16 protein-coding genes are annotated in these 17,036 nt (G+C 37.2%); 5 read left to right on the top strand and 11 right to left on the bottom strand.

What is annotated here, in order from left to right; translation table 11 throughout:
• Positions 1–9 precede the first annotated feature (9 nt).
• Positions 10–969, bottom strand: a complete 960-nt coding sequence (locus tag J5J05_RS09720) for an IS30 family transposase (RefSeq protein WP_208559100.1) — start codon at positions 967–969, stop codon at positions 10–12.
• A gap of 179 nt (positions 970–1,148) precedes the next feature.
• On the opposite strand from J5J05_RS09720, the gene J5J05_RS09715 reads away from it, so the two are divergent.
• Positions 1,149–2,456 carry a right-handed parallel beta-helix repeat-containing protein gene (locus tag J5J05_RS09715; protein WP_208560493.1) on the top strand — a complete coding sequence of 436 codons (1,308 nt, stop codon included), beginning with the start codon at positions 1,149–1,151 and terminating at the stop codon, positions 2,454–2,456.
• A gap of 294 nt (positions 2,457–2,750) precedes the next feature.
• Positions 2,751–4,721: a BCCT family transporter gene (locus J5J05_RS09710; protein ID WP_208560492.1), complete on the top strand. Its 1,971-nt coding sequence runs from the start codon at positions 2,751–2,753 to the stop codon at positions 4,719–4,721.
• A 71-nt stretch (positions 4,722–4,792) separates the two neighbouring features.
• Here the strand turns inward: J5J05_RS09710 and J5J05_RS09705 are convergent, their stop codons facing one another.
• The 5 genes from J5J05_RS09705 to J5J05_RS09685 form a co-directional block, all read right to left on the bottom strand.
• Entirely contained in the window at positions 4,793–4,981 is a 189-nt protein-coding gene (locus J5J05_RS09705; RefSeq protein WP_208560491.1) for a hypothetical protein, read from the bottom strand.
• 118 nt (positions 4,982–5,099) lie between these two features.
• Positions 5,100–5,540 (bottom strand): hypothetical protein, encoded by a 441-nt coding sequence (locus J5J05_RS09700; RefSeq protein ID WP_208560490.1) that lies wholly within the window; start codon positions 5,538–5,540, stop codon positions 5,100–5,102.
• Between the two features lie 204 nt (positions 5,541–5,744).
• Entirely contained in the window at positions 5,745–7,490 is a 1,746-nt protein-coding gene (locus tag J5J05_RS09695) for a carboxylesterase family protein (RefSeq protein WP_208560489.1), read from the bottom strand.
• Between the two features lie 232 nt (positions 7,491–7,722).
• The gene (locus J5J05_RS12975) at positions 7,723–8,427 is read right to left on the bottom strand and encodes a DUF975 family protein (protein WP_208560488.1); all 705 of its coding nucleotides are present in this window, start codon (positions 8,425–8,427) and stop codon (positions 7,723–7,725) included.
• Positions 8,428–8,692: 265 nt separating this feature from the next.
• Complete coding sequence (locus tag J5J05_RS09685) at positions 8,693–10,072, bottom strand: alanine/glycine:cation symporter family protein (protein WP_208560487.1); 1,380 nt, start codon at positions 10,070–10,072, stop codon at positions 8,693–8,695.
• A 350-nt stretch (positions 10,073–10,422) separates the two neighbouring features.
• On the opposite strand from J5J05_RS09685, the gene J5J05_RS09680 reads away from it, so the two are divergent.
• On the top strand, positions 10,423–10,974 hold the full coding sequence (locus J5J05_RS09680) for a GNAT family N-acetyltransferase (RefSeq protein WP_208560486.1): 552 nt from the start codon (positions 10,423–10,425) through the stop codon (positions 10,972–10,974).
• 130 nt (positions 10,975–11,104) lie between these two features.
• On the opposite strand, the gene J5J05_RS09675 is transcribed toward J5J05_RS09680, so the two are convergent.
• Both J5J05_RS09675 and J5J05_RS09670 read right to left on the bottom strand, forming a co-directional pair.
• Entirely contained in the window at positions 11,105–12,193 is a 1,089-nt protein-coding gene (locus tag J5J05_RS09675; protein WP_208560485.1) for an iron-containing alcohol dehydrogenase family protein, read from the bottom strand.
• 315 nt (positions 12,194–12,508) lie between these two features.
• Positions 12,509–13,240 carry a DUF975 family protein gene (locus tag J5J05_RS09670; RefSeq protein WP_208560484.1) on the bottom strand — a complete coding sequence of 244 codons (732 nt, stop codon included), beginning with the start codon at positions 13,238–13,240 and terminating at the stop codon, positions 12,509–12,511.
• 201 nt (positions 13,241–13,441) lie between these two features.
• Here J5J05_RS09670 and J5J05_RS09665 point away from each other — a divergent pair, with 201 nt between their 5' ends.
• The gene (locus J5J05_RS09665) at positions 13,442–13,987 is read left to right on the top strand and encodes a cysteine hydrolase family protein (protein WP_208560483.1); all 546 of its coding nucleotides are present in this window, start codon (positions 13,442–13,444) and stop codon (positions 13,985–13,987) included.
• A gap of 271 nt (positions 13,988–14,258) precedes the next feature.
• Here J5J05_RS09665 and J5J05_RS09660 read toward each other — a convergent pair whose 3' ends face one another.
• The 3 genes from J5J05_RS09660 to J5J05_RS09650 form a co-directional block, all read right to left on the bottom strand.
• Positions 14,259–14,474 (bottom strand): hypothetical protein, encoded by a 216-nt coding sequence (locus tag J5J05_RS09660; RefSeq protein ID WP_208560482.1) that lies wholly within the window; start codon positions 14,472–14,474, stop codon positions 14,259–14,261.
• Positions 14,475–14,691: 217 nt separating this feature from the next.
• Positions 14,692–15,090 carry a hypothetical protein gene (locus tag J5J05_RS09655; protein ID WP_208560481.1) on the bottom strand — a complete coding sequence of 133 codons (399 nt, stop codon included), beginning with the start codon at positions 15,088–15,090 and terminating at the stop codon, positions 14,692–14,694.
• A 16-nt stretch (positions 15,091–15,106) separates the two neighbouring features.
• Positions 15,107–15,544: a LytTR family DNA-binding domain-containing protein gene (locus J5J05_RS09650; protein WP_208560480.1), complete on the bottom strand. Its 438-nt coding sequence runs from the start codon at positions 15,542–15,544 to the stop codon at positions 15,107–15,109.
• Between the two features lie 260 nt (positions 15,545–15,804).
• On the opposite strand from J5J05_RS09650, the gene J5J05_RS09645 reads away from it, so the two are divergent.
• The gene (locus tag J5J05_RS09645; RefSeq protein ID WP_208560479.1) at positions 15,805–16,971 is read left to right on the top strand and encodes a spr1629 family repressor/antitoxin; all 1,167 of its coding nucleotides are present in this window, start codon (positions 15,805–15,807) and stop codon (positions 16,969–16,971) included.
• The last annotated feature ends 65 nt before the right edge of the window (positions 16,972–17,036 follow it).

Raw genomic sequence — 17,036 nt, 5'->3', positions numbered from 1 at the left:
TCTGAATTGTCAATATAAGCTAGACAAATACGACCCATCAATATAACTCAAAAATACTTCTAAGGGTGTTTGATAATTTAGTGATTTTCTAGGGATTCGGTTTCGTCTATCGGCTACGCCTGATACAAAATTCTGATCTACTAAATTAAAATCCATTTCTTTAGGTAGGCCATTTCGTCGCAGTAAACCATTTGAATTTTCGTTCAAAGCCCTTTGTGAAGGCGTACCTGGATCTGCAAAATAAATGGACACATCATGTTGGTTGCAGATTGACTTCCAGTTTGAGAACTCTTTACCACAATCAAAAGTAATGGACTTAAATAGACATTTGGGAATAGAACTGAACCATTGGTTCAAGGTGGTTTCTATATCAACTGCTTTACGTCCTTCTGGTTTTAACGTGATGATGACTTTCGAAAGTCTTTCGACTAACGTTATAATGGCGCTTTTGTGGTGTACACCAACAATGGTGTCTCCTTCCAAATGTCCAAACTCTTCCTTAAATAAAGGATAATCGGTTGTTCTTTCTTCAATCGTTCTTTTAAATGCTTGTTTTCCTCGACGTTCTTTATGACCATTGGGCTTTCTTTTTCCCTTCATGGGAAGTAAAGCTTCGTCGAATAGGTGTTCATTGAATCGACGATAAAGCGTTCGGACCGAGCATCCAATAGGCTGTTCCGATCTACCAATAATGACATCGGGCGTCCAGCCTTTAGCAACTTGATCCTTGATATAGTCCTGTTGTTTAATAGGAAGAATGATTTTCTTTCGTCCGCAACGTTTTTTATTCAATTTGTATTGTCGATAATAGTCAAGAATTGTAACACCTTGCTTTAAAGCCGTAACGACGTTATGGATAGTTTGCCTTGAACGATTAATCAATTGAGCGATTCTAGCGGTTGATACATTATTATGGTAATACGATTCTATCAATACAAGCTCGTCCGTGGTAATATGGGAATAGGTCATTCGTGATCACTCCTAATGTTTTCTTTGGTCGGAAAATACATTTTGAGTGTACCACGAATGGCTTTTTTATTTGTCTAGCTTAATTTTACAATTCACGTTTATTCCATGCTATATCGCCTTTCAATAAGCTATACTAGTCTAACGATAGATCATTCAAGGTTAAAAGTGAGGTTTATTAAATGAAAAAAATAATAGGAATGCTTTTTTTAATTACCCTAGTTGTTGGAGGCATTTGGACTTGGCAACAACAGATCCAGACTAACGCTTACGAACCAAGTACACTCTTTGTTTCTCCAAAAGGAAATGACGAAAACACTGGTTCAATCGAATCCCCATTAGCCAGTCTAGAAGAAGCTACTGAAAGAGCTGTTCCTGGAACAGTTGTCAATATTCGAGAAGGAACTTATACAGAACCACTGGTCATCCAGCATAGTGGGACAGCTGAAGCGCCGATTCGCTTTCAGGCATATGAAAATGAATCAGCGATCATTAGCGGACAAGGATTCGAAGATACGCAAGAAGACCAAGCGCTCGTGATGATTGAAGGATGTAATTATCTAACGATTGATGGTCTAACCCTTGAGAACCTCTCTACTGAATTAGTCGACAAAACTGTTATCGGTATGCTCGTAACCGGAGATAGTTCACATATCACATTATCCAATAACTTGATTCAATCTATCGAAACTCGTGTACAAAACGGGAACGCACATGGGATTGCTGTATATGGAGACGATTCAATCGAGGCAATTGATATCCATCAAAATACATTGACGGATCTGAAGTTAGGATTGAGTGAAGCTCTTGTAGTAAACGGGAACGTTAGTGATTTTTCAATCAGTAAAAACCTTATACATCATACTGATAATATCGCAATCGATGTAATTGGCTATGAAGGCATAGCTCGTCAGGCTAAACTGGATCGTGCTAGAGACGGTGTGATTAGCGAAAATATCGTTCACCATAACTCTAGCTATAACAATCCGAGCTATAACGAATATAGTGCTGGGGGAATCTATGTAGATGGCGGACAACAGATCACTATCGAAAAGAATACGGTTTATCAAAATGATATCGGCATTGAAGCAACTTCTGAACACTTTGGGAAAACTGCAGATAAAATCTTTATACGGCAGAACGAGGTTTACGAGAACACTTACACCGGTATCTCATTAGGTGGTTATGATTCAGAACGAGGCGGTACGACGAACACTTTAATAGAAGGAAATACTTTACAAAAGAATGATACTGCTGATCTAGAAGGCGGACAACTTCTGTTCCAGCATCACGTTGAGTCAACGGAGGTTATCCAGAATGAATTGACTAATTCCGCTAGCGGCTTATTTATCAGTCATATGATAGCAGAAAAACCGAGTGTATCTTTTCACGACAATCACTATATCCCTTCACCTCAAACTGACCCATCGTGGATCTGGCAAGGAGAAACGTTTTTTTCGGAAGAAGCATTCGAAGCACAATTGAATTAATCGTTTTTGTAACTATTTAGATGATCACCATTGGTCATCTTCCTCAATTTTATAAGGTAATAACATTATTACAGAACCGATTCCTACTATTTTCAGTATGTAAGTGTTTTATTAGAAAAACCGAGTGATTCTTTGATGAAAGATAACGTTCAGCATGTTAATATAGGTAAGATGCATATTTATAGGACATTACTTACGACGAGAGTTGAATCATTGTCAGTCAGCGGTTGCTTTTTGTAACGTTTGATTCGATCAATCTCCTCTCACCACAATTCAAGAAAGGAACGGTAAGATATGGATAACGAGAAAGACAAGAAAAAGAAACTGGAAAGAAAGAAACCTGAGAAAAAGAAACCCGAGAAAAAGAAACGACCACCTAGAGAGCAGACTGAGTTTGAGAAAAGGCTCGAATCAGAACGACTCTTAGCTAAAAAACTTCGTAAAGAAGAAGTAGAAGCTCGAAAAGAAGCGATCAAGCAAAGAGAACGATTCAAAGGACTTCAAATCAGACCAACTGTATCCTTATTCGATGAAGAAGGCAAAGAAGAAGTAGGCGAAAGAAACTGGAAAGGGTTCGGATTTGATATCCATCCCGAAGTAACCATTCCCGCATTTATCATATTAGCGATTTTTATCGCAATCACATTGGTATTCCCAGAACAAGCCGAACAATTCTTTATCAGAACCCTCGATATTATTTCGAGTTCTACTGGTTGGTTCATGATTTTCGCGGCTAACATTTTTATTGTTGCCGGACTCTATTTTGCCTTTAGCCGCTATGGTTCAATCGTTATCGGCGGTAAAACAGCCAAACCGGAGTTTTCTAGATTTGCCTGGTATGCCATGCTATTAAGTGCCGGAATGGGAATCGGTCTATTGTTCTGGAGTGTCGCGGAACCCATTAATCATTTGGGTAACCCTTCTCCAATGTTTGATTCCGTTTCACCGAATTCACCCGGTGCTGCTCAGTCAGCTATGGCTTCGACGTTCTTCCACTGGGGTATTCACCCTTGGGCAATATATGCAATCGTTGGACTTGGTCTAGCTTTCTTCTCTTATAACAAAGGCTTGCCACTGACGATTCGATCATTGTTCTATCCATTAATCGGTAACAAAATCTACGGATTTTGGGGAAATATCATTGATATTCTCTCTGTACTTGCTACACTGATGGGACTAGCAACCTCTCTTGGTCTCGGTGTTTCGCAAGTTAATGCTGGGCTGAATAATTTATTTGGTATCAGCGTTAGTACGACTGTACAAGTTATCTTGATCATCGTCATTACTGGATTTGCTACTATCTCCGTTGTCATGGGACTAGATGGCGGTGTTAAACGACTAAGCGAGATCAACATGGTCTTAGCTGGTGTATTCTTACTATTTGTATTGATTACTGGTCCCACTGTTTACATTTTAAGTGGGTTCACTCAAAATGTCGGTTATTTCGCATCTCACTTTATTGAAATGAGTACATGGACCGAAACTTTCCGGGATACAAACTGGCAAAGTACTTGGACGATCTTTTACTGGGCTTGGTGGATTTCATGGTCACCATTCGTTGGTATGTTTATCGCGCGTGTTTCAAAAGGACGTACCGTTAAAGAATTCATTATCGGCGTTGTCTTGATTCCAACAGCCATTTCATTCATCTGGATGAGCGTATTCGGCGGAACAGCCATCTTCCAAGAAATGAATGGTATTACTGACTTAGCTGCTGCTGTAGGTATCGACGAGTCACTTGCCTTGTTCGCAATGGTTGAAGGATTGCCTTTATCATCCATCTTATCATTTGTGGGTATCATATTGGTTGTCGTGTTCTTCGTTACTTCTGCTGACTCTGGTTCACTTGTTGTTGATCATTTAACTTCAGGTGGTAAACTTGATTCTCCAATTCCACAACGTATTTTCTGGACTGCGATTGAAGGTGTCATCGCTGCGACATTACTTGTTGGTGGTGGATTATCTGCATTACAAACGGCATCTGTCATTACAGGATTGCCTTTCACGTTTATCTTACTCGCAATGATCTATTCACTTTATTTGGGTCTAAGACAGGAATTCCTGATCGAACGAGCTGTTAAACAGAAATTGCAAAAAGTTACAGATGATCATATCATTGGTGAAGTTATTCAGACAAGAGTACAAGACGAAGCACTTGTAGAAGCTGTTGCTGAAAAACTAGCTGAAGAAGAACGATCAAAATCAACTGATTCTTCAGTCACTGTTAGCGACAAAGAAAAAGATGCTTTAAAAACGGATCAATAAAAACTAAAATAAAAAGCCAGAAGTCAGCGTAACTGCTCACTTCTGGCTTTTATTTATACTTTGAATGCTTTTTAATCCTGTATTGCTTCTAAATCTGAAGGATCAATGAAAAATTTGACTTCGCCTGTTTCCATATCTACATTTGCTTTGACCTCGACGCCATCCGCGAATAACCCTTCTTTTTGTGTTTCAACTTTTAATCTCATTGCGCCATCGGTCATTTCGGCACCATATGTCAATGTTCTAAATTCTTTTTTCATATTCTTCCTCCTTTATACTCTCTTAAAGCAAATTAATCATCTCTTCGTCGCCATATTCGAATATCATTCAGCCATTTCGTTAACGCTATCCTTTTCCAGTTCCCTACTCTATTTCATTTTAATTTTCATCACGCTTTATCGATATACTCAGACTCAAGAAAATACCGATCAATATAAATAATAATGGACTTTGTAATAGTAGGTAATACACGATTTCAAAGGGTACAGATAGAAAAACAGGGAAATACAATATGATCATCAGCACTGCATATAGTGAAATAAGTAAAGCAAGTATGTATCTTGCATAACGACTATAGCTTTGAGGTAATGTGACCACTGGACTTGCTAGGAGTAGTCTAGTGAGTACTGCGAAAGAAAAGATGAAAAAAACTGGACGGGCCAACTGGAAGTAAATCAATGAGTAGGTCAGTGTGAACGTTCTTGCACTATACGCTTTGAGATAAAGCACATAGGCACCGATATAAATAAGGCCAATGGTAGCTAGTATCAATCCGATCGTCAAATAGAGACGATGACCATTCGAGCTTTCTTTTTTCATCGTTATCACTCCTATGACTGTCTATTAAGCCTCTCACTTAGTGCTGAAGCAATGCGGTTTAACTAATCTTATAAGTAACGGATCAAGAAAACAAGCAAATGTTTAAGCAGCTTGTTTTCTACCGGACGTCTATTTGATTAATGATGTAGTTTAATGAAAAAAGACGACTTCGATAGCTATCGAAATCGTCCAATGATTTAATGGTTATTTGTCAAAATCAGCGACATTCCCGTATTCCTCGTCTAATCTACCGCTGAACCAACGGTTGTTCAATACTTCAGAGATCAATACTTCTTTTTCTTCGTCACTAACTGTTTTGTCCGCTTTAATAGCGGTTAACACATCTTCGTACGTATAATCTTTTTGTCCCATTTCTGCAGTAGCGTCTGACTGATCTGCATTTAAAAATAATATCTCTTTATTTTCTGCTGTCCATTCTGTCCATTCAGTCAACGATTCACCATTGGGATCGCCATTCTCCATAAATTGGTAAAGGTAACGTTGGAACGTTTCTCCGAGCGCTTTTGCGCCTGCTGTCTCATATGCATCACCCACTAAAGTAGCATAGTTCTGATTATCTGTATCAAGTAGCGGTACAAAAACACCATGGAAAGAACCGAGTTTAGCCATATCTTCTCCCACAACCGCCGGATCTTCTCCAAAGTTGATCTCCATTCCATAAATGGATGCATCATACTGCTCTTTCATTTTTTCAGCCGATTCTGTTACATTAAATAGACTATATAACTGTCCACCATATTGATTGATAAAATCATACTGTGCAGAAATCGCTTCATCCGAATCAATTGTTCCATCCGCTACGTATTCGCCAAAGAAAGGATCAAACCTTCCAAACAATGAAAATTCATTTCCACCAGTTAGCATCAGCAAAGGGACTTCATTGTACTGCTCAGTATCAAATCCTTCTTTAGGAATGACCGTTCCGTCATTGTAAAGATGTGGAAAGACATTCATTCGGATACCGGCATCCCCCATAAAACTGACTAAGCGATCCCCTTCAAGTTCAATTAAATATTCTTTAACAGCCACATCATCAGTTAACAACCATGCTTTCGCTGCTTCTGCTGTTTCTTTTATACCATCTTCTACCACAAGTGGCGCAATTGCCTCGGCAAATACGCCCTGACTATTCTCTTCATCTGCAATCGTCATTCCGCCGCTGAAAGAAACGGCTTTATCGAATTTGTCTTCAAATAACGGTGAAATCAACATCGCCATTACATCTCGTCCTCCAGCCGAGAATCCTGAAACTGTGACATTTTCACTATCTCCACCGAATGATTCGATATTTTCTTTTATCCAGTCAAGTGATTTTACTAAATCCAGCATAGTATAGTTTCCGGAATTTTCTTCTGACGTCCCTGTCTTCAACGCAGGTAAGGGATTAAAGCCCATAGCCCCTAACCGATAGTTTACAGAAACGACGATGGCATCTTGATTACGTGCAAAGGACGCACCTGAGATTTCTTGTGCTAAGCCTGTCTGGTTATTTCCACCATGGATGTAAACAAGTACTGGTAATGCTTCTTTTTCATTTTCAGGGCGGTAGATGTCTAGATTCAACGCTTGTTCAGATCCATCTACACCTTCCGCACCTAACTGTAGTGCAACATCTCCAGGTGCCGATGCATCGAACACATCTGACCAAGGCTCAGGATTTGCCGGTGCTTTCCAGCGATTCTCTCCAGACGTGTCTCCACCATATGGTACACCTAACCACTTGTAGACCCCCGCTTCATTAACACCTTTTACTTGACCAAATTGCGTATCCCGAATCGTTTGATCATTATCCTTTTTTGTATCTTCATTTTGGGCACTTTCTTCTACTGAATCTGCATCCGTTCTCATTTCCTCATTATTTGAACATCCGCCTAATACTAATCCAGCTAACGCAAACCCCATACCTATTTTAACTGATCCTTTCAACATACCCTTTTCCTCCTTTTAAAAAAAATAACCTAAACTCATCTCGAGAAATTCTCAAGATGAATTTAGGTTATGCCCCGTACGGGTAACATTCCTTGCTTATGTAAATACAGTATAGCATACGTTATCATTCGAAATCAATAGCGCTTACATTTTCAAGATTCATCTTTACAACAAATAGTAAAAGGAAGAAACGCTATTTTAAGCGATCCTTCCTTTTTGTATGTTCTATTTATTAAAATTCTTCTTCCCATTCAGGTAAGGATTCATCGACAGCGTAGTGACTCTCCCCACGAATGTCTTCATAGAAAAGTGCATTTGCGACATTTAAGCGAGGCATATTTCTTATCGCTATAATAATTGAAGCTATTATGGCAATAGCGAATAACAATCCAGTAATTATTACTAAACCGACTCCTGCGCCACCATCAAAAGTACTCTCTGGAAATAAACTTAGGACGATAACGATAATAATCAATGACGATAGATATAGTAAAAACGGTGGTAATACATATCTTAAATGTAATAAGAACAGAGATACCTTATGTCCATCCATCATTTTGCGACTTGCTGTAATTGCATTATTAGGACTGATTGCCTCATCATCTTTCATTATATAGGGAGTCATTGAGTAGGAGTACTGCTTAATCATACCTGGAATCGTAAATAGTAGCGCCCACAAAAAGATGTAGATTTGCATTAATAAACTACCCAAGAAATAACGGATACCATTATTTCTGATTTCACCCGTCACATTTTCTTTAAAGTTTAATGCTTTATTTCGTGCTAGCTTCAAGTGGATACTCGCTATCAAGAAAGGGATAATACCAGCTACCAAACTAATAATCAATACGAGCGTAATCGCCCAAAAGATACTTTCATTCATGATGGGGATAATAAGAGCAGCGAGCATTATTACATAGATTAGAATAGGTGGCACAAAAATGGAACCATATGTAATCAACCTGTTCTTTTTAACAATTTCATTTGCCTTGCTTCTGATTATTTTTGTATCGATAATGTTTCACTCCTCATTTATTTTAACAAACAACGATTTTAATCCAATAGTCATTTGTCACTAGGATATTATCACTTATTTGCTGTAAAAATGCAATTATTTCCCTCTCATTTGTTTAATATTTACGATTTCCCCTCTTGTACATCCTCTTCAAAAAAAGAGCCTCTACAATAGAGGCTCTAAAAATTTATTTTTTCTTCTCTTCGATTTCATAGATTCCGTCTTTACCAAAATACTCTTTCGTGAGCTTCACGATCATCGGGCTCAGTAAAAGAAGTCCAATCAGATTTGGTAAGGCCATAAGCCCATTCAATGTATCAGCCAAAGCCCATACAGCGCGGAGACCACCCACTGATCCAACAACAATCAATGGTAAATAGACTAAACGATAAATCATAATTGATTTAGGACCGAATAAAAATTCCATACACCGTTCCCCATAATATGACCAACCGAGCAATGTAGAAAAGGCAAAGAAAATCAAACCAAATGTAACAACGTAACCACCATAAGCTAGTCCTTCTTCAAAGGCGGCTGTTGTCAAAGGCGCACCATCTAGCCCTGTATCATAAGCACCTGTCATGACGATGACAAGTGCAGTAATCGTACATAGCACAATCGTATCTGCAAAGACTTCAAAGACACCCCATAACCCTTGTCTAACAGGATGATCCGTTGTCGCTGCGGCGTGTGCAATGGGTGCACTACCAAGTCCGGCCTCATTTGTGAAGACACCTCTAGCAACCCCATAGCGAATAGACAACATAATTGAAGAGCCAACAAATCCACCTGTCGCAGCCGTTCCTGTAAATGCATCATGAAAAATGACTCTAAATGCTTCTGGTATCAATGTAATATTCAGCACTATGATGGTTACACCACCAATAATATAGATAGCTGCCATGAAAGGTACAATAATTTCAGTGACCTTTCCAATCGATTGAATCCCACCTAGAATCACCAGTGCCACTAGAACTGCTAGAACAATACCAGTAATCAATGGATCAATTCCAAAAGTCGCATTTAACGAATCCGCAACGGAATTCGATTGCACCATATTTCCGATACCAAATGTTGCGAGTGTTCCAAATGCTGCAAAGACGATCGCAAGCCATTTCATATTGGCCCCTTTTGTTAAGTAGTACATCGGTCCCCCAACAAAACGTCCATCTGCCGTTTTTTCACGGTATTTGATGGATAACACCACTTCTCCGTACTTTGTCGTCATTCCAAATAATGCGGCTACCCACATCCAGAAAACCGCACCCGGTCCACCAATGGCAATCGCTGTCCCCACACCAGCGATATTTCCCGTTCCGACTGTTGCTGCCAAGGCTGTTGAAACAGCTTGAAAAGCCGTTATTTCACCTTCACCAACTTGATTCTTATTGAACATTTTGAAGAATGTCTGTCTGATAATATAGCCAAATTTTCTAAATGATACAAACCCAGTATACGCTGTTAAAAAAATACCTGTTCCGAAAATCAATAATAATAATGGCCAGCCCCAAACGATATCATTCACAAATTCATTGACTTTCATGACTTGCTCCATAAACCCTTCCATCCCTAAACTCCTTTAGTGTTAATCTAATTTATAATTAATAATAATACCATAATATAGATGACTGTTGTTGCGCTTTTTTTCGAAAAATCAGAAGATTACGTTTACATATAAAAAAAGTATTTTCAGATTTTTCAGCTGTTAATTCTCTTTTTACTTCATGATTTTTCTGACTCATTGCCTCCTTTTGTAAAAGAAATTTTGTTGATTCTCTCTAATCATTGGCGCATTGAGAAAAGCATCACTAAATTGATCAATCAGTAGGATTTGCATTTCCCCCTTTTATAAGCTTAAATGTATTTATCAAGAGATTTATACTACATTGAGAAGTACAGTATTAGAAGGAGAATGGTATGGCACAATATATGGGGTTAAATGTTGAACAAAATTTGGATTTGATTCATCCAGAACTACTTATGGCTGATGAACTTTTTAAATTGGTCGATTCCGACAGAGAACACTTGAGAGCTTTTTTGACTTTTGTGGACAGTTCTGTCGATTCAAGCACTCAAAAAGATTACATCAAAATGAAAATGAACGGTGCCGCAAATGGAACCGATAAATTGTTCTTTATCTTTAAAGACGATAAAATCATAGGCTGTATCGATTTACACAATATGGATTTCACTAATGGAAAAGCAGAAATTGGTTATTGGATCCATTCAAGTTATGCTGGTCAAAATATTATTTCTAAAGTAGTTAAAGAAATCTGTACGTATAGTTTTGAGATTCTCAAGCTAAACAAGTTAGTTATTTTTGCTGATGTCGAAAATATCCCCAGCAATAAAGTCGCCTTAAAAACGGGCTTTAAATTAGTTGGTACAAAGCTACAAGATATGGTTTTACATGATCAATATAGAGATATGAACGAATACTACCTTTTAAAAAATGATTTCATACATTAAATCGAGTGATCTTTTTCAAGTAAATACAAATCCTCCAAAAGTGGCGTCATTACGCAACCTTTGGAGGATTTTTTGAGAAATCATTTATTATTCAAACATACTTTTCAATCTCTAGTAACCTGATGCTTTATCATGTTGATTTCATATAGACTTCTAAAGCAATCATTGATTGATAGAGACTTTCATGCGTGACCGGATAGCCAGTACTAACGAGTATTTCATCTTGAACGATTTCATCAGCAAAAGCTTTGATTTGTTTTTCAGACAACTGCCCTAGTTCGAGATCCTTTAGTGATTTGGGTAAAGCCAATTCATCGTAAACATTGCTCAATTTGTCAATCTCACTCCAGTTATCTTCGAATGCAAGTTGAACCATGACACCATAAGCTACTTTTTCGCCATGCAAGAACGCATGAGATTCTGGAAAAATCGTTATTTTATCGTGTACAGCATGTCCAATCGTGGTTCTAGCATAGCTGTCTCCTAAACCACCAACTAGTCCGCTGATTGCAATAATCGTCTCTATAATCTGTGTGAATACTGGCGTCAAGGTTTGTGCGCGCATATCAGAGACTGCTTGAAGTCCATGTTGAACGATATCATCTCGACACTGTTGTGCTGCCGCGCGAGCCATTTGCAAGAAAGCGTTTGTTTGATGCGCTGGTTGCGATAAAATGACATCTGATTCATACCATTTCGCCAAGGTATCCGCTATCCCTGCAATAAAGTAATTCACCGGAGAATTCATAATCAGCGCTGGTTCAATCAACAACATCCCTACTTGCTCATTATGAATATCAAAACCAAGACATATTCCTTCTTCATCATACATTACACTCAACGGCGTCCACGGCGCACAATTGCTGGCTAATGTTGGCACCAAAATGGACTGTAAACCAGCTACTTTAACAGCCGCGTATTTCACTGCATCACAGAGTTTCCCACCGCCCACACCGATAATCACATCTGCCTTACTCTCCTCAGCAAGTGCTACGATACGATCTACTTCTGCGTAGGTACATTCTCCGTTAAATGGACTCAATTGGTATTCTACGTCGCTTTCTATAAGCCCTTTTAAATAGGGTTTAGCGCTATCCCAAGAGGTTGTACCATGTATCAATACAACCTTTTTATATTGATGCACTCGGTGTGTCAGTGTCTCCAACACACCAGTTCGACACTCATATTCTTGCGGTCCCGTTCTAACAATTAATGACATTTCAGCTTTCTCCCCCTAATGATATTAAAAATCCGTCCTTGCACAACTAGACTTGTGCAAGGACGGAAAAATAAAAAAACTTCTCGTTTTGTTACCTTGATTTAAAATTCTTTATAGTAACTAACTTAACCAGTGTACGTAACCTAAGAATTTACTGACACTTTGACCTATTCTGGACAACAAGTCTAATCATCTAACACTCAGCGAACTTCAATTTTTATAATCCTAAACCCTTTTCTAGTCAATTGATTTTCATAATCTTATCAATGAATAAAAAGGTTGTCAACTTAACTTTTTTATTTAGTTACTGATGATTTAGAATACATCTTTCATCGTGTTTTCCCTAGTCAGTTTTTCATAAAATATAGCTGTAGCTGCATAATATCGAGCACAATTTCTAATGAAAAGAACGATAGCAATGATTGGACTAATAATACCTAAAACTAACAAACTTAGTATATAGGCGCCTACCACCTCAATACCAAATAAAAGTGCAACAAAACTCACCGAATAAGCCGCAACGCCAATAGTCATTAGAACAACAGGCAAAATATAATAGCGAAAATAAATAAAAAATATATCTTTCTTATAGCCATCCATCATTTCTCGACTACGCGTAATTGCCTGATTAGCGTTAAGTGAAGGATCTTCCTTCATAATAAATGGTGTCATCGAGTAAGAAAAACTCTTTATTAAGCCTGGTATGATGAAAAGTAATGTCCAAAGGAATGCATACACATTGAGTAGTAAAGCCCCCAAATAGTATCTCAGTAAATTATCTTTGTTCTCCATACTCAAACTTTTCTTAAAAGAAATTTCTTCGCTTTTAATAACTTTAAAAAGCGTAATAGAAATTAAGAATGGCACGCCGACTATATATAGTAGGTTGATAACATCTACTAAGTAATAGATGTCCAATAAGGAAATAACTATTCTAACCAAAATGATAATGATGAATGGAACAACCATAATACCGTATGCCACTTTTGCATTATTTTTAACTAACTCATCCGCAGTCTTTCTCATTTGTTTTCTATCTATAAACATGCAATCTCCCCTATGCTTTTTAATTAAAGCGGTCGTAACTCAATTCACTGTTAAACATGTTATATCTTTCATATGATATCAAACACTTTCCTTCATCACAATCATTTTCGCAACGCTTATTTATTATCCAACAAAGACTTGCTTTATCTCCAACATTTGATACTCTAAAGTCAAAACTACTATCAGAAAGGATAATGATACATGAAAGCATTGATTAATATTGATTATACGAATGACTTTGTTGCGACGGATGGTGCGTTGACTTGCGGTGAGCCTGGTCAAGCTATACACGACAAAGTGTTGGCATTGACTAAAGAATTCTATGAAGCTGATGACTTTGTTGCCTTCGCAATCGACAAACACACAGAACAAGATCCTTACCATCCAGAAACGAAGTTGTTTCCTCCCCACAATATCGAAGGAACAGATGGACGGCTGCTTTATGGTGATTTGGAAGCTTATTACCAACAAATTAAAACCGCTAAAACTGTTTATTACACAGACAAAAGGCGCTACAGTGCATTCAATGGTACTGACTTAGAAACAAAACTAAGAGAACGTAATATCACAGAAGTCCACTTGATCGGTGTATGTACAGATATTTGTGTCTTGCATACAGCAGTGGACGCTTATAACAAAGGTTTCTCCATCGTTGTTCATCAAGCAGCCGTTGCGAGTTTTGATCAGCCTGGTCATGAGTGGGCACTGAGACACTTCGAGAATACGTTGGGAGCAACTGTTATCTAATTACTTTTAGTACCAAAAGAGTATCGTAAAATAGCGCTAATGATGGTTTATTCACACCATCATTAGCGCTATTTTATATTCCTTTAAAAATTTTCAACCGCTAGAAAAATTAAAATTTCTAATATAAACTTTTAGTCGTAATTTCTGTACTTCAGTTTCACTAATGCGATAAAAGATACTACACAAATACCCCAATAACCAACGGATAGATACAAGGGCGAATTGAACCCAATTACAAAAAGCATCTTTTTATCTTTTAAAGATCCGTCAGTTAGTTCTCTTTATCCTGATCTTCTTTACGATTGTAAACCTCTTGTCTAATCGCAAATCGAATAATATTAAAAATCCAATATAGTATAGTTACGACTATTGCCAGATAGCTTAACGCCATTAAGATTCCTCCGATAACTGTCTGAAAGACAAAATGCAATAAAAAGGTTATCAAAGCATAAGCAATCGCTAAACTCCAGAATAGTTTTCTACTCATTCGTCACACCTCCGCAAGAAAAGCGTTTCTTGCTATCAGTTTAACACAACCTTAGCAGCCCCTTCCACATACGCTACGTTATTCTATCGGGTTTTTATAACATTCTATACCTATGTACCTTCGAGTAGTGTTCCACAAAAACTAGCTCACTACTCGATTCTTTCCACTTTTTTTCATATTGCGTCCCAACTACACATGCACAGCCCGAAAATGATTCTCAAAGTCGTTCATTCATCATATCGGCCAATTGCTTAAGCTCATGTATTTTTTTTGCCATACTTAATAGATAAAGACTAAAGAAAATCACCATACTGATCAGCGCACTCCCTAAAGTTGGTAGTCCTCCTCTCAAAAATATGCCTAAGGAAAATAGTCCTATTAGTTGAACCGTCGCGTTTAATATATGAAACATATACCAAGATTTAAAAGTTAATTGAGACATCAGATACGGAATCAACGATAAAACAAATGTCAAAACCGCAGTAATTAAAACAAAGTTACTCATATCTCCAACGCTTATTAAGTTAAAAACATGTAACAAAGATGCTATAAAAACAATCGTTGTAAAAATAAATGTCATCGTATCAAAATAGTCTGAAAAAAATTGTTTACCCATCGTATGCTCTCCTCTCTTATAGATCCAGATACGTTTTTACACGTTGAATATAATGACGATTGATCACCTGTTTTTCACCATTTTTCAAATGCGCTTCTAATCGGTAATTGTGCATTGGACGCACGCTTTCCAGATAATTCATATTCAATAAAACACTCTTGCTGATACGCACAAAAGAAGTCTCTTGCAATAGCTTTTCTAATTTATACAATTTCTCTTTATTCTCAAGCACCTTTGATTCTGTATAAAGAAAAGTTTTATTCTCTACCGTTTCTACGTAATAAATATCACCAATCTTAACTGGATGCTCGCAATCGTCTACAATGCCTTTCAATTGCAAACGGCTTTCTTCCACCACATCAATTACTCTCTGAATATGTTTGTCATAAACCCCATATGCAATACTAACAAGTGCTTCTTTTAAGCTTTTATCTTCAACCAACTTCAGCTTCATATGCTCCTCCTTTCATAACGATAGATTAAGTTTACCTACCCAAATAATGTATTTCAATCTTATTAAGCTCTCTTGCACTATAGATTCACTAAGTTGCACTAATCATCTTTCACTTTAAAAAAAATCAAATTTTAATGTTTATACTTTTTGAAGAATGGTAAATTATGAAATGTACATACGAACAATTTTTTTAATATGACTCCAGACGAAGAGACCAAATCAAAAGGTCAACTAATGAATTTAGTTAGGAAGTGTTGAACATGTTTTACGGAGAAAAATTGAAAGACTTGCGCGAATTGAACGGTCTCTCCCGAAAAGAACTTGCAGAAATGATCAAGGTAACAGAACAAGCTGTGTGGCAATTTGAAAATCAATACACTATTCCTAAACTTGAAATTATCAATGAATTAAAAAAGATTTTCTCTGTCAAGCCTCAATTCTTTTACACAGAATCATTCATAGAAAACGTCGCTGATATCGAGCGCATAGCTTATAGCGCTGAAGATCGTGATTCTAGGAAAAAAGCTAAAATGGAAATGACTTATATCAATTTTGTAAATCATTTTATTTCTAAGTTTGAAAAGACAGTGGCTTTGCCTACTCAAACTATTTTTTCTCTAAGAAAAAATGTCGAAACATATCTGTATCGTTCTTCTTCGATTGAGAAAAATACGATTGAGCACGTTGCTTCTATCGCTAGAAAAAAACTGGGTATCATTGAGAATAAAGAACTACTGTACAGGCTTGAACTGTCAGGAATTTATATACTAGAAAAGAATATGGGCTCACGAATAGATGCTTACAGTACTTGGACTAAGAAAGATATCCCTTTTATCATTCTTGGTACTGAGAAAAAATCCTCTGTCCGTCGTAATTTTGATCTCGCACACGAATTAGGACACTTACTCATGCATCATCATATCGATATGGATAGTTTGGATAAAAAGGAACGTCAACAAATTGAAAAGGAAGCGAATGATTTTGCCTCATACTTCTTACTACCTGAAGATGAATTTATAGAAAGCTTCCATTCGCTTACTAAAAAATCCAATCCTGAGTCTTATATTGAGCTTAAAATGAACTACCACGTATCTATTCAAGCTTTAGAATATCGCGCTTATAAGCTAGGATTACTCACTTTTGAAGAAAATCGTTACTTTTATTCCGCTTTAAATCGTTTGAAATATAGAAAATTAGAACCTTTAGACGAAGATATTCCTATCGTACGCCCTGGAAAGTTACGTGCATTACTGACACTTGTTCTAGAAAATAATCTATTGAGTTTAGATGATTTTCTAGACACCTATGCAATTCATTCAGCTTTCTTAGAATCATTGTTGGGTATTGATGAAGATGTATTGCTTATGTACAAAGATAAACCTCAAACAACTAATTATTTCAATGATCGAGTCATTTCTCTTTTTTAAAGATACATTATGTTTTCTCAAATTGAATAGATAAATACTAATAAGCAGATACCGATAGACGAGTA

This window comes from Marinilactibacillus kalidii (assembly GCF_017599325.1).
Taxonomy (GTDB): domain Bacteria; phylum Bacillota; class Bacilli; order Lactobacillales; family Carnobacteriaceae_A; genus Marinilactibacillus; species Marinilactibacillus kalidii.
Note: the sequence above shows the minus strand (reverse complement) of the source record. Positions and strands in the feature narration are given on the sequence as shown.